We start from the raw sequence: 20,158 nt of genomic DNA, 5'->3' as shown, positions 1-20,158 counted from the left end.
GCCCGAGCCGCTTTGCGGTGGCGCGTGCCGCGCCAGCCTTGACCGAGCGTCTTCGACCCGGCGATTGGCCGCGAAGCAGGAAAGGCGGGGTGCGGGCGCTGAAGGCAGCACCCGCATCGTCCACCAGGGACCGCGCAGCCGCCCTATGCATGAAACCGATGCGAGAAGGAAACATGCCGATGACCCGTGTTGCCCTTTATGCCCGATACTCATCCGACAATCAGCGTGAAGCCTCGATTGCCGACCAGTTTCGCCTTTGCGATGAACATGCCAAGCGCGAAGGCTGGCAGGTGGCAGGCAGCTATCAGGATGCGGCGATCTCCGGTTCCAGCACCATCCTTCGCCATGGCATCCAGCAGGTGGTCAGAGACGCCCAGCGCGGCCTGTTCACGGTGGTCATTGCCGAGGCACTGGATCGCATCAGCCGCGATCAGGCCGATGTCGCCACACTCTACAAGCACCTGAAGTTTGCAGGCGTCACCATCGTCACCCTGGCCGAGGGAGAAATCTCCGAGCTGCATGTTGGCCTCAAGGGCACGATGAACGCGCTGTTCCTCAAAGACCTGGCGATGAAGACCCATCGCGGCTTGCGGGGCAGGGTGGAGAAGGGCAAGGCAGGTGGCGGGCTTTGCTATGGCTACCGTGTCCTGAAACAGTTCGACGGCAACGGCGAGCCGGTCCGGGGCGACCGTGAGATCATTGCCGAGGAAGCCGAGATCATCCGCCGCATCTTCCGTGAGTTCGCCGGCGGCAAAAGCCCCAAGGCGATTGCGACCGATCTGAACAGTGAAGGCATTCCCGGTCCGCTTGGACGCGCCTGGGGTGATACCAGCATTCGCGGTCATGTCTCGCGCGGCACCGGTATTCTCAACAACGAGCTTTATACCGGCGTTCTCGTCTGGAACCGCCAGCGGTTCATAAAGGACCCATCCACCGGCAAGCGCGTCTCTCGCCCCAATCCGGAGAGCCAATGGATCAGAACGGAAGTGCCACATCTGAGAATGATCGAGGACGATCTCTGGCAGGCAGTCCGAACCCGGCAGAAGCAGATCTCGGCAATCTTCGGGCCGAACCCGGCTAATACGCTCGAAGGGCGGATGAAGCGACTGCATCTGACAGTCAGGCCCGTTTCTCTGCTGACCGGCTTTCTCATCTGCGGATGCTGCGGCGGCAAGTTCGGCATCATCACGCCCGGCCGCTATGCCTGCCTCAACCATCACAGGCGCGGCACCTGCGACAACGGCCGGTCCATCACACGCGAGAAGATCGAGGCGCGGGTTCTGTCCGGCATCAAGGACAAGCTTGTATCCTCGCAAGCGGTGGCCGAGGCCGTGAAGGCCTATGCCGAGGAGATGAACCGGCTGAACCATGATCGGCGTGCGCAGGCGGCAATCGACCGGAAAAACCTCGCGAAGATCGAAAAGGCCATTGCCGGGATTATCTCCGCCATCGAGGACGGCATGTACCAGCCGTCGATGAAGGCGCGCATGGATGATCTTGAACGGCAGAAGGCTGAGATCACCGCCCGCCTGTCACAGGCCCCGGACGACATTCCCGACATTCATCCGAACATCGCCAACCTCTACCGGCTGCGGGTGGAACGCCTGACGGAAGCCCTAAACGATCCAGACGGAGGCCGGCAGGCGGCGGAAGCGCTGCGCTCATTGATCGGCGAGATCGTACTGACCCCCGGCACCAAGCGCGGCGAGGTTCATGCGGAGCTACGCGGCGAACTGTTTGGCATTCTCGGCCTTGCCAATGCAGAGGCTGGAGGGCCGCAGAACAGCCCTTTTATGCCATTCGTTGAAGCGAGCCCCCGCAACCAAAAATCAAACAAATCAATAACCGCCTCGGACCAACCGGGGCGGTTTTTGCGTTGTCCTGCCAGACGCTGAAATGTCATGCGCAAGCCCTGCAATCCTTTCCGCAAGGCCCGCGCCGCAGCCTTATCGAGCCACTTGCCACCTAGGCGCGCCGATAGTGCAGCGGGTCGGCCACCGGGACGGCTGACATCAGCAGGCGGGTGTATTCTTCACGAGGATCCTCGAAGATCTGCTGGCGCGTGCCCATTTCGATGATCTTTCCGGCCTTCATCACGGCAACGGCGTGCGACATCTTTTCGATCACCGCCATGTCATGCGAGATGAACAGGTAGGCAAGACCCATCTGTTCCTGCAGTTCCAGCATCAGGTCCAGCACCTTGGCGCGGACCGACACGTCCAGTGCGGCCACGCTTTCGTCGGCGACGATCAGCTTTGGTTCGAGGGTCAGCGCCCGGGCGATGCAGATACGCTGGCGCTGGCCGCCGGAAAACTCGTGCGGGTAACGGCTCGCGGCATCCGGCGTCAGGCCGACGCGCCTCAAAAGCATGGCAAGTCTGTCCGCGCGCTCGGATGCATTGCCGACCCGATGGATGACCAGGGGCTCGATGATGGCAGCGCCGACGCTCATGCGCGGATCCAGTGACGCGTAGGGATCCTGGAAGATCATCTGGGCCGAGCGGCGGACCGGGCGCATGGCGCGGGGGGACAGTTGCCGGATTTCGGTGCCGTCGATCTTTACGCTGCCGGCAAACGGGATCAGGTTGAGCACGGCCTTGCCGGTCGTCGACTTGCCCGAGCCGCTTTCGCCGACCAGTCCCAGCGTCTCGCCTGCCTTTATCGAAAAGGAGACCGTATCGACGCTTGGGGCGGCCGGCTTTGCGGTGCCGAACCAGCCGGTCTTTCCGGCATAGGTGACGCTGAGATCCCTGACGTCGAGTACGGTGGCCGAGAGGGACTTCGGCGCCAGTGTCTGTGCCAGCCCCGGTGACTGCGGCGATGGCTGGGACACACGCGGCGGCGCGCTCGTGCCGGCATGGGCGCCGAGCCTCGGCACGGCTGCAAGCAGCTGGCGCGTGTAGAGTTCCGCCGGCTTGCCGAAGATGTCGAGGACGCCGCCCTGTTCGACGATGCGTCCATGCTGCATGATCGCTACGCGGTCGGCCATTTCGGCGACCACGCCCATGTCATGGGTGATCATCAGGATCGAGGTGTTAAATTCGCGACGGAGTTCGCGCATCAGCGTCAGGATCTGCGCCTGGACGGTGACGTCGAGCGCGGTGGTCGGCTCGTCGGCGATCAGCACCTTGGGCCGGCAGGACAGCGCCATGGCGATCATCACGCGCTGCCGCATGCCACCCGACAATTCATGGGGATATTGCTTCATCCGCCCGGTGGCATTCGTGATCTGCACGGCATCGAGCATGGCGACAGCCGTTGCCTCGGCGCCGCTGCCCTGATCCGCCTGATGCTCGCGGATAGTCTCGACCAGCTGTTCGCCGATCGTCATGACCGGATTGAGCGAGGTCATGGGTTCCTGGAAGATCATCGCGATCTCGCCGCCGCGGATCCGGCGAAGGGCGCGATGGGAAATGCCGAGGATGCCGCGGCCTTCAAACTCGATTGCCCCGGACGCCACTTTCAGCGATGCTTTCGGCAGCAGTCCCATGATCGACAGGGATGTCACGGACTTTCCCGAACCGGATTCGCCGGCAAGGCACAGCGTCTCGCCGGGACCAAGGTCGAAGCTGACATGATCGAGAATACGCTTCAGGCCGTCCGGCGTGCGGGCGTCGACGGTCAGATCACGGACGGACAGGACCGGCACAGACTCAGGCATAGTCAGGATATGCTCGTTCACGCGAAGACGATCCGCGGGAAGTAGAAGGATACGACCCAATTCGGCATGTCGACGATCTCGCTGATCCTGAGATCGCCGCAGACGGAGCAGAGCATATAGGCATCGACCGGGTTCAGCCCGTGGTCGGAAGACAGCAGGTCGACCATGCGCATGACGGCTTCGCGCGCGCCGGTCATCAGGTCGGGACCGATACCGGTGGTGACTTCATAGCCGGCGCCATCGAGATGGCGGGTGACAGGTTCGGTGGTGGTGAAGCGTGGTGACTTGAGATTGACGCCTTTCACCAGATCGAGCGTCAGCTCGACATTCATCTGGCTTTCGATCGCCGTGCCGCAGACTTCGCCGTCTCCCTGGGCGGCATGGGTGTCGCCGACCGAGAAAAGGGCGCCTTCGACTTCGATGGGCAGGTAGAGGGTTACGCCGGCCGTCAGGTCACGGATGTCCATGTTGCCGCCAACGCGGCGGGGCGGGACGACCGAATGCAGGCCGGTTTCGGCGGGTACGACCCCGATCGTGCCGGTGAAGGGTTTCAACGGGACCCGACCGCCGGGGCCGAAGGCGGATGGCGCCATGCCCACCGTGTCATAGGACCAGACATGCAAGGCCGGGTCCTTGAACTGGTCGGCCAGCAGGCCGAAGCCTGGAATGTTAGCGGTCCAGCCATGGCCGGAGGGGTGAAACTTGCGGATGGTCACCTTGAGTGCGTCGCCAGGTTCTGCGCCCTCGACATAGACCGGGCCGGAGACCGGATTGATCCTGCCGAAGTCGAGATTGGCCAGGGTCTCGAGTGTCGCGTCGCGGCCGATCTGGCCGCCGGAGGAATCGAGGCACTCGAACAGTATGGTCTCGCCCGGCCTGGCCGAAAGCGCCGGAGGGAAATCCCTGTTCCAGCCGAAATTGTGCTGTGCGCGGTGGATGGTATGGGTGCAGGCGACGCACATGGGCGTTTTCCCTTCAGCAGTGTTCGGTTCGAAGTCGGTTCAGTGCCGGCCCCTGTCCGCGTGGCGCGAAAAAGGGCCGGATTGAAGAGCTTGGTCCAAGAGGCTTGGTGCAAGGCGCCCGGTGCAAGACGCCTGGTCTTTGCCTGTTACTTCACGAAGATCGCGTCATAGTTGATGACGCGGGTCGGATCGATGTAGATGTTGTCCGGGCCGCCCATGCGCACCGACTTGGCAACGACACGACGTTCGTTGATCACAGGCACCCAGGGCGCGTCGGCCATGATGTCGGTGAAAATCTTGCTCCAAGCTGCCTGGCGTTCCGCGACCTTGGCCGGATCCGACATGGAATCGGCCTCGACCGCGCGTTTGTCGAGCGCCTCGTTGCAGTACCAAGACCAGTTCCAGCCGCCCTGAACGGCACCGCCGCAACCGAGGATCGGGCCATAGAAGTTGGACGGATCCGGGAAGTCGGCAATCCACGCCATGCCGCCCGACCAGATCATCGGCGCCTCGCCTTCGGTGCCGCCGGCGGCAATCACGTTGCCCTGGGCAAGCGCGCGGACTTCCGCCTTGATGCCGACCGCGGCAAGATCCTGCTGGATCGCCTGGGCAATGCGCGGCTGCGGATCGGTATTGGTCGAGAAGAGCACGGTTTCGAATCCATCGGCATAACCGGCTTCGGCGAGCAATGCCTTGGCCTTGTCGACGTCATAGCCGTAGCCGGCAAAGGCCTTGTCATAACCCGGCATCAGCGGCGGAAGCGGCTGGTTGGCGGGCGTGGCGCGACCGTTCAGGATGCGGGTGATGCGCTCCTTGTTGATCGCCATGTTGACGGCCTGGCGGACTTTCACGTCGTCAAACGGCTTCACCTTGGTGTTGAGCGTGACATAGCCCGTATGCAGCTGCTCGCCATCGACGATCATCTGGGCGCCTTCCGGCGAGTTCTTGATCTCGAGGAACTTGGCCGGCGGGATGCCGTCGCCGGCGATATCGACTTCGCCCTTCTGCAGGCGCAGCAGCGCCACCAGCGGTTCCTGGCCGACTTCGACGGTGACGGAATCGATGTGTGGAACGCCCTTGATGAAATAGTCGGGATTGCGCTCGAAGCTGAGTTTCTGGCCAATCGTCCAGTCCTTCAGGATCAAGGTGCCGGAACCGACAGGCTTCTTGCCGAAATCACCGGCGGCGGCTTCGACGGCTTCCTTCGGCACAACGGAGGCGAAGTTGATCGCCAGCACATGCAGGAAGGTGGCATCCGGGCGCGACAGCTTGAAGATCACGGTGCCATCGTCCGGCGTCTCGATGCCTGAGAGGGTTTCGCTGGAACCGCCTGTCATGTCAGCAAAGCCATTGATGGCGCCGAAGAAGCCGGCGCCGGGGCCTTGCGTCTTTGGATTGATGGCGCGCTCGATCGAGTATTTTACGTCGGAGGCAACAACCTCGCGGCCGTTGGAGAACTTGACGCCCTTGCGCAGCTTGAATTCATAGGTCAGGCCGTCGGGCGAGACGGTGAAGCTTTCGGCCAGCGAGGGTACCAGATTGGCCGTGCCGGGTTCGTAGTCCATCAGCCGGGAGAAGAGGCTCTTGATCATCGACCAGTTGACCCAGTCATAACCGATCGCGGGATCGAGTGTGGTGATGTCGTCCTTGTAGGTGACGACGATATCGCCGCCACTGGTCTGGGCCTGTGCCGTAATCGGGAGGATGGCCAGCATGGCTGTTGTCGTCGATGCAAGTAACCAGCGTTTGAACATGTTTCTGTTCCCCTTTTTGTTGTGCTTCAGTGTGAACGAATGCGCGGGTCAATCATCGGCGCGATGATGTCCGCGACGAGATTGCCGATGATGATCGCGAGGGCGGAGGTCAGGGTGACACCCATGATGATCGGGATGTCGACCTGCTGAATTGCCTGCCAGGCGAGCTGGCCGATCCCGGGCCAGCCGTAGACGGCTTCCACCACCACGACGCCACCCATGAACTGGCCGATGTCGATGCCGATCATGGCGATGATCGGCAGGACGGCATTGGGAAGCGCGTGGCGCAGTACGATACGGCGGGCGGAAAGCCCCTTGGCACGGGCGGTGCGGATATAGTCCTGGTTGAGCACATCGATCATTGCCGAGCGTGCCATGCGGGCATACCAGCCGGCACCGAGTATGCCGAGCGTCATGGCGGGCAGCACTACATGGGCAAAGCTGCCATAGCCGCTCATCGGGAACCAGCCGAGCGTCGCGGCGAACAGATAGAGCAACAGCAAGGCGACGACGAATTGCGGGGCCGATACGCCGACAAAGGCCGAGGCCATCACCAGCCTGTCGGTCAAGCCGCCGCGATTGAGTGCGGCGGTTATTCCGAGTGTCAGGCCGATGGCCACTTCGACAAAAATCCCGGCTGCCATCAGCACGAGGGTCGCCGGCAGGCGCGCGATGATCAGGGTCACGACCTGCGTTTTCTGGGCATAGGAGCGGCCGAGATCCCCCTGCAGCAAACCGCCGAGATAGTGCAGGAACTGGGTCAGGAGCGGCTGGTCCAGTCCGAGCTCGTGCCGGATATTGGCGACCGTCTGGGCGGTTGCGCTGCGTCCGGCAATCATCCGGGCCGGATCTGCGGGCAAGGCATAGAGAAGCACGAAGGTGATCGCTGCGACACCGAGCAGGATCAGCGCCGATTGCAGGATCCGTCTTGTCAGGATGCCCAGCATCAGCCTCTCCCTCGTTGTGTCGGATCGAGGATGTCGCGCAGGGCGTCACCGACGAGGTTGAAGGCGAGGGCGGTCACAAGAATGAGGGCGCCTGGGAAGAAGACCAGCCAGGGGGCCGCCTGGAAATAGCTCTGGCTCTCGAAGATGATATTGCCCCAGGACGGTTGCGGCGGCTGGACGCCGACGCCGAGGAAGGAGAGCGTTGCCTCCAGGAGGACGGTCGTTGCAATGCCGAGCGTGCCCCAGACGATGGCTGTTGGAACCAGATGCGGGAGGATATGCCGAAACACGATGCGCCCGTCGCCGGCGCCCAGCGCGCGCTCCGCCATGATGAAGTCGCGCTCGACCAGGCCGCGGGTCTCGGTATAGACGATGCGCGCAACCTGGACCCAGTTGACCAGGGCGATCACCATGGCGACGATCCAAAGGCTGGGCTTGAGGATGGCGGCAAGCACGATGGCAAGCAACAGGGCCGGGAAGGCCATCATCAGGTCGGTGCAGCGCATCAGGAGCGTGCCTACCCAGCCGCGCATGTAGCCGGCGGTGATGCCGACGAAAAGGCCGATGGTGACCGCGACGCCGTTGGCGACGAGGCCGATGATAAGCGAGGTCCGCGCACCGTAGAGGAGGCGGGAGAAGAGATCACGGCCGAGGGTATCCGTGCCGAGCAGGAACTGCCCGCCGGGCGGCATTGGCGCGCCCTCGAGCGTCAGGCCATCGAACATCTGGTTGTCAGGGTCGAATGGTGCGATCAGCGGTGCGGCCAAGGCGAGGACCAGCACACCGAGAATGATGGCGATGCCGAACAGGGCGGAGGGTTGACGGGAAAGTTCCTTCAGCGCCCGCATTTGCCGACCTCGCGCAAGGGTTCCGAGCCGGCCAGGAAGAAGGCGGCGATCTGTTCAATCGGCAGGCGGCGGCGCATGGCGCAATCCCTGAGCACCGAGTAGGCGGCATCCTCGTCGATCTGCCGTTCGCTGGTCAGGCGGGCGATGGCGGCATAGACGACCGGGCGCAGCTTCAGGCGTTCCTCCAAGTGGGCGATCTGCCGTTCAGCGGACAGGCGTGCCTCGTGGATAGAGACGGCAAGGACCAAGGCTGGGTAGATCGCGGATGCGGTGACCGGCTTGGGGATGATCGCGCCCGCACCCTGGCGAATGGCCCAGGCGATCCGGCCCGGCGCTTCCGAGCCGAGCAGGGCGACGACCGGACGGGTCGGTGTGCCCGTGCCCCAGGGCAGGAGTTCGTCCCAGCCACGGTCGGCATCGACAAGGATGAGTTTCGGCATGGCGCTTTCGATGATCGGGCTCCACTGGCAATGGACCTCGATGCCAAGAAGGCTCAGCTGACGGCGCAACCGTTCCGTATTGCCATCCTCTTCGGTGAGGATCGTCGCTCGCCATTCGGTAAAATTCGGGGTCCGCGTGATCATGACACCACCCTCAGCTTTGGCTTGAGGGTCAGGGTTGCGCCGGTCAGATAGGGATCCGCAGGCAAGGCCGGGCGGGCCGCGATAACATCGAAACCGTCGTCAGGATTGATCTGGCCGAGCAGGAAGGGCAGTGCTGCATGATTGGTGTCGGGATCGATGCGCATCTCGCCGAACAATGTCGGCCAGCTTTTTGAGACAATCTTGTCGCGGACCTTTGCCGGTTCTTCCGATCCGGCCGCCTCGATCGCTGCGATACACAGGCTGACGGCGGTGTAGGCGCTGGCAAAGACGCTCGAGACCTTGCGCTCGCCTGGTCTCCAGGCCTGCAGCCTGGCCTTGAAGGCGAGGTTTTCGGCGGTATCGAGGCTGTCGAAATAGGATGCCGCGCACAACTGGCCTATGCCGGCGCCGTCATCGATGTCCGTCAGTTCGCATTCCTGCAGGTCGCAACTCGCGACCGGACAATTTTCGGGCAGGAAGGCCGGATCACGTTCACCGAGCTTTTTCATCGCGGCGAGGAACGCGTAGCTCGAGGGGCCGATCAGATTGTTGAGAACGAAGCTTGGGCGCTTTTCGGCGATGTCGGCGACGATGCGCTCTACGTCGGTTTCCTCCAGCGGAAGATAGCGCTCGCCAAGAACCGTGCCGCCGGCGTTGTTGATCAGTTCGCGGGCAAGCCTGTTCATCTCCCAGCCCCAGACATAGTTCGCACCGACCAGATAGGGGCGTGCGCCGTGTCGCGGAATCAGGTGTTCGAACAGCGGGATGAGATGCTGGTTCGGGCAGCCGCCGATATAGAGGACGTTTTCATTGGCCTCGAAGCCTTCATAAGGGCACATGTACCACAGGAGGCCATCGTGTTTTTCGACAAGGGGGATGACCTCCTTGCGCGCGGCGGACGTGATCGTGCCAACGATATGGCGGCAGCCTTCCTCGCGGATCAACCTGCGCGCGCCTTCGACATAGGCTGCGAGATCGGCATGCGGATCGAAGAAGGCCAGCTCGACCCTGGTACCGCCGGCGGCGCGATAGTCGTGATAGGCAAAATCGGCGCCATCGCGGGCATCGCGACCCATCGAGCCGTAGGGCCCGGTGGTCGAATAGAGGATGCCGATCTTCACGGTCTCTTGCATCAGAAATCCAAACACAAAAAATCCCACAACGCGGTTCCCGGAAACCGGGGCGTTGTGGGGCGCTGTTGCCCTGCGACGGACGAGGTCATTTGATCAGTTTGGCAAGATTTGCCCAGAACTTGAGCGTGATTAAAATACGGTCAAATGGTCTTTGTCAAGCGGGCCTGCTGTCGAGGCGGCGGATGTTTCGACGCAATCCAGGCGAGACGAAAACAGCTTGATTTCGTCGCATCGTGACGCATCGCGCTTTGGTGGATGGCTTCTGCTCGAGCGAACTGCCTGCCATCGTGCCAAGTGATATACCGAAGTGCATTTCAGCACTTGATCCACACGCATGGGCTCATATGATCATTATATTCCTAAATTTTGTTATTCTGGAGGATTGTTATGCGCCGCTTGCTTGGACTTTTTCTCTGCCTGATGCTTGTCTTTCCGGCGGCCACTCCGGTTGATGCGCGGGTCAATATCAATATCTCCATCGGCTCGAATGTCAGCAACGGGCGATCGATCACATGCCAGGAAGGGCGAAACCGTCTGCGTCATCACGGCTTTCGCGATATCCGCACGGTCGATTGCCGTGGCCGGTTCTTTGTCTACCGCGCCACGCGCGATGGCCGGCGCTTCGAGATTGCACTCAATCGGCACAATGGACGTGTTGTCGACATGCGCCGCACGGGACGCTAGCGTTCTTGCGCCGGCATCCGTGTGATCGACACCTACCGGAGCAGGAAGCCGATCACGGCAGCATTGGCGAGGTCGATGAAGAAAGCCGAGACCAGCGGCACGATGATGAAGGCCATTGGTGCGGCGCCATATGACTTGGTGATGGCCGCCATATTGGCGATGGCCGTCGGCGTGGCGCCGAGCGTGACCCCGCCAAATCCGGCCGAGATCACTGCCGCATCGTAGTTTCTGCCCATCGCCGGGAAGACGGCGAGGAGAATATAGACGACCGTTGCTGCGGTTTGCAGAAACAGGATGGCGATCAGGGCTATTCCAAGCCCACCCAGAGCCCACAGCTGCATGCTCATCAGCGACATGGCGAGGAAGACGCTGAGCGACAGATCCGAAATCAGCGACAGGGCGCGGGATCCCGACGGCCAAGGTAGGCGCGGGGCCGCCAGCGGCACCAGGTTTGTCATGACAATGGCGCATAGCAGGCACATGACGAATAGCGGCAGCTTGATGCCGATGTCATCGACCAGTTCATGCAGGGTATAACCAGCGAGAATGGCGAGGTTCATGACGAAGAGCGTCTGCAGGAGGCTGCGGTAGCTGACGTCATCGGCATGGCGCTCGCCTGCGTCCGCCGGCACGCCGACGGTCAACTCTTCCTTTTCCGGGCCCTTCAGGCTGTGCCGCTGAATAAGGTGATGCGCCAGCGGGCCGCCGATCAGGGACGCGATGACCAGACCCAGGGTGGCGCTGGCAATGCCGATCTCCAGTGCGTTGGTAACGCCGAACCGTTCCTGTACCAGCGGCGCCCATGCGATAGTGGTGCCATGGCCGCCGATCAGGGACGCCGAGCCGAGGAATATGGCGAGGCCGTCCGGAAGGCCGAACAGAGCCGCGCCCGCAAGGGCAATGCCGTTCTGGATCAGCAGGAATGTCAGCGTCAGGGCAAGCAGAATGAGGAGCGGCCGGCCGCCGCGTATCAGATCGGCAAACCGCGCATTGAGGCCGATGCCGGTGAAGAAATAGAGCAGCAACATGTCTCGAGCGGCAAGGTCGAAGATGATTTCGGTCGACATCATGCTGTACAGCGCAAGCGTGCACAACGCCGCCAGCAAGCCGCCGCTGACCGCTTCGGGAATATTGAAGTGACCGAGGACGGTGATCGACCGGTTCAGCATGCTGCCGATGAAAAACACCAGGATGGCAATCGTCACGGTCAAAAGGCCAGGCACTTGGATGGTGGTCACGGCGTGGATCTCCTGGACATCTTTCAAATGTTGCTTTCGGTCTGTCTCCCGACGCGGGCCGACAAGATCGGCTGGGCAAAGCAGGCTGGCACGCGAGCCGGAAACCGGGCCGGATGGCTAGAACTGGAGACGCCGCAGAATGAAGGGAAGCTTGTCAGATGGCGCGAGGTTTTCCAGGCTCTGCGTGTCCTGATAGCTCGTTTGAATGAAATGGTGTCTCGCATCGCTGGGCGTGTAGCTGAATTCGCGCTTGAAGGCCCGGCTGAAGTCTGCACCATCACTGAAGCCCAGTCGTTCGGCAATATCTTGGATGCGGCAGGGGTTCTGGGCATCGACCAGGCGCTTGTGCGCCTCGCACAACCGCTGCCGCTTGATGTAGCGATGAATGCCGCCCACCGGTTCGAAGAGATTGTAGAGCTTGGTGCGCGACATGGCCATTTCTCGCATGAGCAGATCGGGGCCAAGGGCGGAATTGTAGAGGTTCTGCTGGATGAACTTGCGTGCCCGCTCGATCAGCGTCGCTGCGAACTGATCCTTCGTGGCATTGATCCTGTCGGCCGACGGCGCGGCGCAGGCGATCACCATGTCTCGGGTCGCATGGGCAAGCGCGCTTGCCTCGGCGGTCGTCACGTATGGCATCTGCGCGACAAGGCAGGTGATATAGGATGACAGCATCTGGCCCATCGGGCCGCAGATCGACTGGAAGGCGACGCTGTCCAGGACATGCGCGCCATCTGCGCAGAAACTGCGAGGTATCCACAGCATGATGAAGTGGCAATCGGTCAGCGAACCGCTGAAGCGGCTGCCGAGGGGGTGAACCTGCAACAGCCTCGACGACGATAAATATTGTTCGTCACCGGCATCCGTGCGGCATGTTCCGTCGAGAAACAGGGTCAGGCACCAGTGATCAAGCCCGCTGTTCTTCATCTGCATGGGCCAACTGATGAAATCGAGGCCTTCGGTCCTGATTTCCGCCAGGGCGATATCGCCGAGATCCCAAAGCACCTGCTTGGCTGAAAAAGCGTTTCCGCTCGCGGAAGGCTTCTGCCTGAGGTCCACCATGGGTTGGTAGCTGTGGCGCCAGGCGCCGAAGCTGTCGGTCTTGTCGATGAGATCGGTGGAGAAGCAATGAGGCATCAGCAATGTCGCCGGGCCGCTTTTCTCGGCGGTAACCGGAGAAAACAACTGGGTTGCCTCAGACATGTTATGCCGCTCGAAAACTGTCATACAAATACCCAAGCGATCAAATGTATAGTTTCATTTACAACTTATGGGAAAGTTATACACCACTAAAAAATAATAGCTGCTTTTTCGCATTTTATAATATTTAAAGTACCGTGCATGCGATTTCATCCAATAAAAGTCAGCGCTTACATAGACGTTGATCGTGAGATCACCTTTGCCGCCGCCCCGTGCGGACAGGAGGGAAGATGCTCCATCACGTTGTGCTGGCGCTTTCCCTCCCCGTTTTCGACCTGCGCGATCAGGCCGTTTTTTCGGCGGCGGCCAGTGCGTCGCGAAGGACCTGTTCCTTGCTTTCGTCCAGCGACGACTTGAGCACGACGCCGCCAAAGGGCGCAATTTCCTTGAGTACCTTGTCTTCGGTCATCTCTTTGACCAGAACAAAAAGAGCGGCATGGCCCGGGGTGAGGTTGGCCGCGAGTTCCTTCATGAAGGGGTCATTGATCCCGACATCGGTCAACGCACCGCTGACAGCGCCGGATGCTGTGCCGACGGCAACGCCGAGCAGTGGGTTGAGGAAGATCACACCAATCAGCAGGCCCCAGAAACTGCCGGATGCGGCGCCGGCGGCGGTGGTGTTGATCAACTGGTTCAGTTTGATCTTGCCAGCCTCGGACTTCGTTGCAATCACGGCGTCTCCGAGGGTGATGATGTATTCCCGCTGCAAGCTGAGGAGCTTGGAACGGACGTCTTCGGCCTGTTTTTCGTTCGGATAAACGATCGCGATCAGTGTGGACATGCGAAACTCCTGTTGCTGGACGGGAAATGGATCGGTCGCCAAGGGCTTTGCGGACAATCGCATTGGTCATCCGGTGCCGCCGCTATCGGTCGGTCGAAAGACAGTGCCAGGGTGATGGCCCCCATTGGGACGGCGTGTGCGGCCAGACTTTCGGCCAGGGCAAACCTTCGCCTCTTTCGTGCCAACAGCACTGCCATCCAAGCCCCCTCTCGCGCAAAAACGCCGATCCCCAAAACAACCGCAGCGTGATTGTCCCCCTTGCAACTATAGGATTGTTTGAGAACGAAAGTGATCAGCCTGGAGTCCGGAGATTCTGCATCACGTCCCGAATCCGGGCTGTTCCGCCGTTTGGCTCTTGCCACTCGATATTTGTCAATTTTTCGGGAAAGGCCGTGATCTTTGCGGCCGGGGCATGTTCACCGGTTTGGGGCGACCCGGCTCAGAATCCAGCCTTTTTGCACTGCGTCCGTTTTTTCCAGAAAATCGATTTGATCCCGTATGGCTGGTTGTCTGATCCGATCTTTGCTGCTCTTAAATTGAGAGAGATCGCAATCGACCGGCCAGCATAAACAAGCGCTTGTGTTGGCTAATGGTTGTATTGACCCGACTTGCAGCGGGGACCCGGGTGCGGCGTCTTGGGCTTGATGACAGCCTTCCGCAATCGGTGTCTGCAGTCGGATCGCCTGTCGATGTTGCGACATTGTTGGTGCGTACGCAGGAGATAGCGATGCCTTACGCTTCAGACCGTTCGCCACGTTTTTGCCTTGCCCAATCGGAACTTGCCCAATCGGATCTGGACACTCTTCTTCCCGAGGCACAGGTCTTCGGGAAGCGCAGGCCTTGCCGCGCCGCCGGCGCGCAGGCGGCCCGGAAGCCCTCGGGTGTCAGCGTGTTCCCGCAAGCCTGCCGCTTCGTGCGCCGCCAATCTTGAAGTCGAGGAGGATCGATCATGCGACTGAACCCGAAAGCGACCATGCTGTGCATGGCATTCCTGCTTCCGGCGCCTACCCATCTTCTTGCAAACGACACGGATGCCAAGCCGGGCTTGCCCCTGACTGCGCGTGGCAATGAGCCGGGCTGGGTGCTGACGCTCGGTGGCGGGCGCGCGTCGTTCCGCACTGCGGATGGCGACATCGTAGCGGAGGGTGTCCTGCCTGAGCCGACCGACAAAGGCGGCAGCTGGCACTATGCGGCAGATGCCATCGACCTTGCGATCGATGTCACGCAGGTGGTCTGCCACGACACGATGACGGGAATGCCCAGTCCGCTGACGGTGGCGGTGACGACAGCTTCAAAGACATTCAACGGTTGCGGCGGCGAGCCGGTTTCCCTGCTGGCAGGCCCGCCGTGGCGTGTGACAAAGATCGGCGATGCTGCGGTGCCGGAGGATGTCTATGTCAGTCTCGAGTTCGATGCGACGAAGACCAGTGTCTTTGGCTCCTCGGGCTGCAACCGCTATTTCGGCGGCTTTACCCTGAATGGCGAAGGCTTTCGCTTCGAGCGCGGCATGGCCGGCTCGATGATGGCCTGCGAGGAGCATAAAAGCCGGATCGAAGCGTCCTTCCTGTCGACGATGGAAAAGATCGACCGGTTCGATATCGACGCGGGTGGCGGGCTTGTTCTGATCTCGTCCGACAGCCCGTCGATCATGGCAACCCGCTCGAACTAGCCGTTTCAAGAGATAGAAAGGTGATCGTCATGCCCATTGGTCTTGATGCCGCAGCCCAGGTTTATCGCGAAGCTGCACGGGATGCCGTGCGTCGGCATTCGGCGTTTCATCTGGTCGAAGCCGCGCTGCTGGTTGTGGCGGGCATTTTTGCCGTGCTGTTTCCGGTCGTTTCATCGGCTGCCGCGGTTTTTACCTTCGGCTGGCTCCTGATCGTCAGCGGGCTGATCCAAGCCATCGGCCTGATCAGCGCCCGTCATGCACCGAATTTCTGGCTGCAACTGGTGTCGGTTATTCTGGGCATCATGGTGGGCGTGCTGCTGCTGCGCAATATCGGCGAGGGGATCCTGCTGCTGTCGCTACTGCTGATCGTGTTCTTCATGATGGAGGGCATTTCCAAGATCGTCTTTGCCTTTACCATCCGACCGTTGCCGAACTGGATGTGGATCTTTGCCAGCGGGGTTCTGTCGGTCGCCCTGGCGCTTATGCTGTTTGCGGCCATGCCTGTTACCGGTTTCTGGCTGATTGGCGTGATGCTCGGTGCAAATCTGATCAGCATCGGGCTGTCGGTCGGGGTGATGGCTTGGAAGGTCGGCAAGATGTCTTCCGCGCCGGCCTGACGGGCGGCCAGGAAGTTTCGTTCAGGGGGAATACACGCTCGATGACTACAACGAACAGCTTATCCCGTTCTACAGGACGACCGGTCAGGGCATTTCTGCACGCGCTTTCGGGTGTCGGATTGATCATCGGCGCGCTGTTCTTTGCGGCCTCTCTCACGCCGAGCCTCGTGCCGCGTGCACCGCTTATCCAGGGAGCCCTGAGCGGCTTTTGCCTTGCCGCCGGCTATGGTCTGGGTGTACTTCTGCGCTGGCTCTGGCTTTCGCTACATCTGCCATCCGTGCAGGGGCGAACGCGGCAGCGAGGCCTTTTGCTGGCCGCGCTGATCAGCCTTGCAATCGTCGTCGCCATGCTGTGGTGGGCGGCCGGGTGGCAGAACCGGCTGCGGGCGCTGATGAACATGGAGCCGATCGACAGCGCCGGTCCTTGGACCATCGCGGCCGTGGCACTGGTGGTCTTTGCCGTCCTGGTCCTGGTTTTCCGGCTGTTCGGCATCATTGCCCAACGCCTGTCCAATCGTCTGGCACGCCATATTCCCGGACCGCCGGCCGCCGTTGTCGCCCTGGCGGTCACCGCGATGCTGTTCTGGACGATCGGCAACGGTGTGCTGGTCGGCGGCGCGATGCGTTTCCTGGACGGGATCTATAGCGAGCTCGACAGCCGCTTCGAGGACGACAGCGTGCAGCCCGTCGGTGCGTTGAAGACCGGCGGGCCGGACTCGCTGATTGACTGGGCAAGCCTTGGGCGGGCAGGGCGACGGCTGGTCGCGGCCGGCCCCGATCAGGCGATGATCGAACAGATGTCCGGTGCCGCGGCGCTGGAGCCGCTCAGGGTCTATGTCGGGCTCAATTCCGCCGCTACGCCCGAGGCCAGGGCCGAGCTTGCCTTGCAGGAATTGATCCGGATCAGGGCGTTCGAGCGGACCAACCTTGTCATCGTCACGCCGACGGGCACCGGCTGGGTTGATCCGGAAAGCCAGTCGGCACTGGAATATGTCCTGCATGGCGACGTTGCCAGCGTCTCGGTGCAATATTCCTATCTCGCCAGCTGGATCGCCCTCTTGGCCGACCCGAGTTATGGGGTCGAGACGTCGCGGGCCGTCTTTGCCACCATCTACGGCCATTGGCGAACCCTGCCACGCGACCAGCGGCCGAAACTGTACCTGCACGGCCTGAGCCTTGGCGCGTTGAACTCGGATCTTAGCCACGATCTGCACCAGGTCATTGGCGATCCCTATCAGGGAGCCCTGTGGGCTGGCCCGCCGTTCAATACCCGCACCTGGGTATCCGTCACTGCGGCGCGCAATCCCGGTACCCCAAGCTGGCTGCCGACCTTTCGCGACGGTTCCGTGATCCGCTTCACCTCGCAGCGCAACACGTTGCGGGAGGCGCCGGCACCCTGGGGGCCTTACCGGGTGATTTTCCTGCAATATGCCAGCGACGCCGTGACATTCTTCGATCCGCGAGCGCTGTGGCGTCGTCCGGAATGGATGAAAAAGCCGCTTGGCCCGGATGTCTCGCCGGACATGGTGTGGATCCCGGTGGTGACCTTCCTGCAGCTCGGCTTCGACATCATGCTTGCCGTCGCACCGCCGAAAGGTTTCGGTCACGTCTATGCGTTCGACCACTATGTCGATGCCTGGGCGTCGCTGACCGACCAGCCGGGCTGGACGGATGAGGGGCTGAGCCTGCTGAAGCAGAAGGTGGCTGCTTTGCAGCCTTGATCCGCAACAGGTCCGATGTGTGGACGGAATGCTAGAAATGGGATCCAACATGGCGAAAAAGGCGGAAACCACTGCTCGAAAGGCGCTAACGGCGCCTCTGCCGATTGATCTGGCTCTCCAGGGCGGAGGTTCGCATGGGGCCTTCACCTGGGGGGTGCTCGACCGCATTCTTGAAGAGGAAAACATCGAGATCGACGGGATATCCGGAACCTCGGCGGGCGCGATGAACGCCGCTGTCCTGGCGGCCGGCATGGCGGGAGGCGGGCGCCAGACCGCACGTGACATGCTGACCGCCTTCTGGCGCAAGACATCGGAAGCGGCCCGTTTCAGCCCGTTGAAGCGTGGGCCGCTGGAACGCATTACCGGTGACTGGAGCCTGGACAATTCGCCAGCCTTTCTTGCAATGGATATCATGGCGCGCATGGTCTCGCCGTATTCTCTCGGTGGGATCGCCGGAAATCCGCTGCGCGACCTGTTGGCCGAGATCATCCATTTTCCCGATCTCGCCGAGGGGCCGATCAAGCTCTTCATCACGGCGACCAATGTGCATACGGGGCAGGGGCGGGTGTTTCGCAAGCACGAGATCACCGTCGACGTGCTGCTAGCATCGGCCTGCCTGCCATCGATGTTCCAGGCCATCGAGATCGATGGCGTGCCCTATTGGGATGGCGGTTATGCCGGAAACCCGACGATGACGCCGCTGGTCCGCGAATGTGACAGCCACGATACGCTGATCGTCCAGATCAACCCCGTCGAGCGTCTGGAAACCCCGAAAACCGCGCGCGAAATAGCCAGCCGGCTGAACGAGATTTCCTTCAACGCGCAGCTACTGAAGGAGTTGCGGATGATGGCGTTGCTGCGCCGGGTCGTCGATCCCGGTCATGGGGAGGCGCGCCAGTGGAAGGAAATGCGGCTGCATCGGATCACATCCGACATCATGGTGACGCTTGGCCATTCCTCCAAGCTCAACGCAGAATGGGATTTTCTGCAGATGCTGTTCGAAGAGGGACGCCGTGCGGCCATCGCCTTCGGCCAAGCCCATCTCGATGATGTCGGGGTGCGCTCGACCTTCGACATAGACCAGTTGGTGGCGGATGTCTGACATGGCCGCCTTTGCCAATTGTTCGTTCCGCGGTGAACCGCCGATTGCGACCAACACGGTCATGTCCGGTTCCGCCGCCGCCTCGTTCACGACTAATCATCTTCATCGCCTCCAGGAAGGTTTGTCCGCATGACCGAACTTCGCCGATCCGATCCCGCAGGCCCGTCGATGTCATCCGTTTCGCTGGTCAATCTGGTCCTCGGAGTGGCTCTTGCGCTGATGGTCGGCTGGTTCCTGTATATCGGCGCCGAGGTACTTGTACCGATGGTGCTGGCACTGATGATCGCCTATGTGGTCTCGGCGATCGCAGGGCTCACCGGCGCAATCCCGATGATCGGCACACGCCTGCCGACGGGCCTGCGCTATACGCTTGCGGCACTGGTCATCGGCTACGGGCTGATCCAGCTGGTTACCCTTTTGGCCGCCAATCTGGTCGTCTTTGCCGCCAAGGCTCCGGAATATCAGGTGAAGTTCCTTGAGATGGCACAGGCGCTTGCCGGCTTTGTCGGTTTCCAGGGGGATGTTACCTGGGAAACCCTGCGCAACGACCTGTTCGGCCAGATCAATCTTCAGGCCACCTTGCGCAGCGGCGTGATATCATCGGCATCGCTCCTGGGCGGACTGGTCTTCGTCCTGCTCAATGTCGTCTTCATGCTCCTCGAACAGGGAAGTTTCGATGCCAAGCTCGGGCGACTTTCGTCCGACCCGGAGCGGATCGTCCGCCTGCGCGCAGTGATCAGCGACATCAACTACCGGGTCGGCCGCTATCTCGCGGTCAAGTCGCTGATCAATGTCGTCCTAGGCCTGATCAGCTATGCCGTCATGGTGTTTTTCGGGCTCGAATTTGCCGTCCTCTGGGCTATCATCATTGCGCTGGTCAACTACATTCCCTATCTGGGCTCGGCCATCGGCGTCTTCGTGCCGACGGTGATCGCGGTGGGCCAGTTCGGTCAACCGGACCAGGTGCTGCTGCTCGCCTTGTCGCTCAGCGTGGTGCAGTTTATGATCGGCAATGTTCTCGAACCGCAGATCATGGGCAATTCGCTCGATCTCAGCCCTTATGCCATCCTGATCAGCCTGACCGTGTGGACCAGCCTGTGGGGCATTGCCGGGGCCATTGTCTCGATCCCGATCACTGCCGTGCTGGTCATCGTGCTGTCCGAGTTCAGCGGCACCAGGCCGATCGCCATCCTGCTGTCGCGCAGCGGTGTCGTTGGCGAAAGCCGGCTTTCGTAACTGTGGCATTGTTATGGGAGGT

17 protein-coding genes are annotated in these 20,158 nt (G+C 61.4%); 7 read left to right on the top strand and 10 right to left on the bottom strand.

Features of this window, described 5'->3' with window-relative positions; translation table 11 throughout:
• The first annotated feature begins 179 nt into the window (after positions 1–179).
• Positions 180–1,895: a recombinase family protein gene (locus IM739_RS00705; protein WP_237369378.1), complete on the top strand. Its 1,716-nt coding sequence runs from the start codon at positions 180–182 to the stop codon at positions 1,893–1,895.
• A 70-nt stretch (positions 1,896–1,965) separates the two neighbouring features.
• On the opposite strand, the gene IM739_RS00700 is transcribed toward IM739_RS00705, so the two are convergent.
• From IM739_RS00700 to IM739_RS00670, 7 genes are all read right to left on the bottom strand, one after another.
• A complete protein-coding gene (locus IM739_RS00700) occupies positions 1,966–3,681 on the bottom strand; it encodes an ABC transporter ATP-binding protein (RefSeq protein WP_442981076.1) in 1,716 nt (571 codons plus the stop codon).
• Positions 3,678–4,622, bottom strand: a complete 945-nt coding sequence (locus IM739_RS00695; protein ID WP_237369376.1) for an acetamidase/formamidase family protein — start codon at positions 4,620–4,622, stop codon at positions 3,678–3,680. The genes IM739_RS00700 and IM739_RS00695 overlap by 4 nt, the downstream gene beginning before the upstream one ends.
• A 146-nt stretch (positions 4,623–4,768) precedes the next feature.
• Entirely contained in the window at positions 4,769–6,376 is a 1,608-nt protein-coding gene (locus tag IM739_RS00690; RefSeq protein WP_237369375.1) for an ABC transporter substrate-binding protein, read from the bottom strand.
• A gap of 26 nt (positions 6,377–6,402) precedes the next feature.
• Positions 6,403–7,323: an ABC transporter permease gene (locus tag IM739_RS00685; RefSeq protein ID WP_237369374.1), complete on the bottom strand. Its 921-nt coding sequence runs from the start codon at positions 7,321–7,323 to the stop codon at positions 6,403–6,405.
• Positions 7,323–8,171, bottom strand: coding sequence for an ABC transporter permease (locus IM739_RS00680; RefSeq protein ID WP_237369373.1), 849 nt, complete (start codon positions 8,169–8,171; stop codon positions 7,323–7,325). The genes IM739_RS00685 and IM739_RS00680 overlap by 1 nt, the downstream gene beginning before the upstream one ends.
• Positions 8,159–8,752 (bottom strand): ANTAR domain-containing response regulator, encoded by a 594-nt coding sequence (locus IM739_RS00675; RefSeq protein ID WP_336886411.1) that lies wholly within the window; start codon positions 8,750–8,752, stop codon positions 8,159–8,161. Before IM739_RS00675 ends, IM739_RS00680 begins: the two co-directional genes overlap by 13 nt.
• Positions 8,752–9,888, bottom strand: coding sequence for a transporter substrate-binding protein (locus IM739_RS00670; RefSeq protein ID WP_237369371.1), 1,137 nt, complete (start codon positions 9,886–9,888; stop codon positions 8,752–8,754). The genes IM739_RS00675 and IM739_RS00670 overlap by 1 nt, the downstream gene beginning before the upstream one ends.
• A gap of 387 nt (positions 9,889–10,275) precedes the next feature.
• Here IM739_RS00670 and IM739_RS00665 point away from each other — a divergent pair, with 387 nt between their 5' ends.
• Entirely contained in the window at positions 10,276–10,572 is a 297-nt protein-coding gene (locus IM739_RS00665) for a hypothetical protein (RefSeq protein WP_237369370.1), read from the top strand.
• A gap of 32 nt (positions 10,573–10,604) precedes the next feature.
• Here the strand turns inward: IM739_RS00665 and gltS are convergent, their stop codons facing one another.
• From gltS to IM739_RS00650, 3 genes are all read right to left on the bottom strand, one after another.
• Positions 10,605–11,810: a sodium/glutamate symporter gene (gltS, locus tag IM739_RS00660; RefSeq protein ID WP_237369369.1), complete on the bottom strand. Its 1,206-nt coding sequence runs from the start codon at positions 11,808–11,810 to the stop codon at positions 10,605–10,607.
• Between the two features lie 117 nt (positions 11,811–11,927).
• Complete coding sequence (locus IM739_RS00655) at positions 11,928–13,013, bottom strand: helix-turn-helix domain-containing protein (RefSeq protein WP_237369368.1); 1,086 nt, start codon at positions 13,011–13,013, stop codon at positions 11,928–11,930.
• A gap of 280 nt (positions 13,014–13,293) precedes the next feature.
• Positions 13,294–13,791, bottom strand: a complete 498-nt coding sequence (locus IM739_RS00650) for a DUF1269 domain-containing protein (RefSeq protein ID WP_237369367.1) — start codon at positions 13,789–13,791, stop codon at positions 13,294–13,296.
• A 949-nt stretch (positions 13,792–14,740) separates the two neighbouring features.
• Between IM739_RS00650 and IM739_RS00645 the strand changes: the two genes are divergently transcribed.
• The 5 genes from IM739_RS00645 (at position 14,741) to IM739_RS00625 (ending at position 20,136) form a co-directional block, all read left to right on the top strand.
• Positions 14,741–15,460, top strand: coding sequence for an META domain-containing protein (locus tag IM739_RS00645; protein WP_237369366.1), 720 nt, complete (start codon positions 14,741–14,743; stop codon positions 15,458–15,460).
• Between the two features lie 29 nt (positions 15,461–15,489).
• Positions 15,490–16,077 (top strand): HdeD family acid-resistance protein, encoded by a 588-nt coding sequence (locus IM739_RS00640; RefSeq protein WP_237369365.1) that lies wholly within the window; start codon positions 15,490–15,492, stop codon positions 16,075–16,077.
• Positions 16,078–16,118: 41 nt separating this feature from the next.
• On the top strand, positions 16,119–17,798 hold the full coding sequence (locus IM739_RS00635; protein WP_237369364.1) for an alpha/beta hydrolase: 1,680 nt from the start codon (positions 16,119–16,121) through the stop codon (positions 17,796–17,798).
• Between the two features lie 37 nt (positions 17,799–17,835).
• Positions 17,836–18,900 carry a patatin-like phospholipase family protein gene (locus tag IM739_RS00630; RefSeq protein WP_442981075.1) on the top strand — a complete coding sequence of 355 codons (1,065 nt, stop codon included), beginning with the start codon at positions 17,836–17,838 and terminating at the stop codon, positions 18,898–18,900.
• 129 nt (positions 18,901–19,029) lie between these two features.
• A complete protein-coding gene (locus IM739_RS00625; RefSeq protein WP_237369363.1) occupies positions 19,030–20,136 on the top strand; it encodes an AI-2E family transporter in 1,107 nt (368 codons plus the stop codon).
• Positions 20,137–20,158: the final 22 nt, after the last annotated feature.

Origin of the sequence: Rhizobium sp. SL42, from assembly GCF_021729845.1 — a bacterium.
In the GTDB taxonomy this organism is placed as follows: Bacteria; Pseudomonadota; Alphaproteobacteria; order Rhizobiales; family Rhizobiaceae; genus Allorhizobium.
Note: the sequence above shows the minus strand (reverse complement) of the source record. Positions and strands in the feature narration are given on the sequence as shown.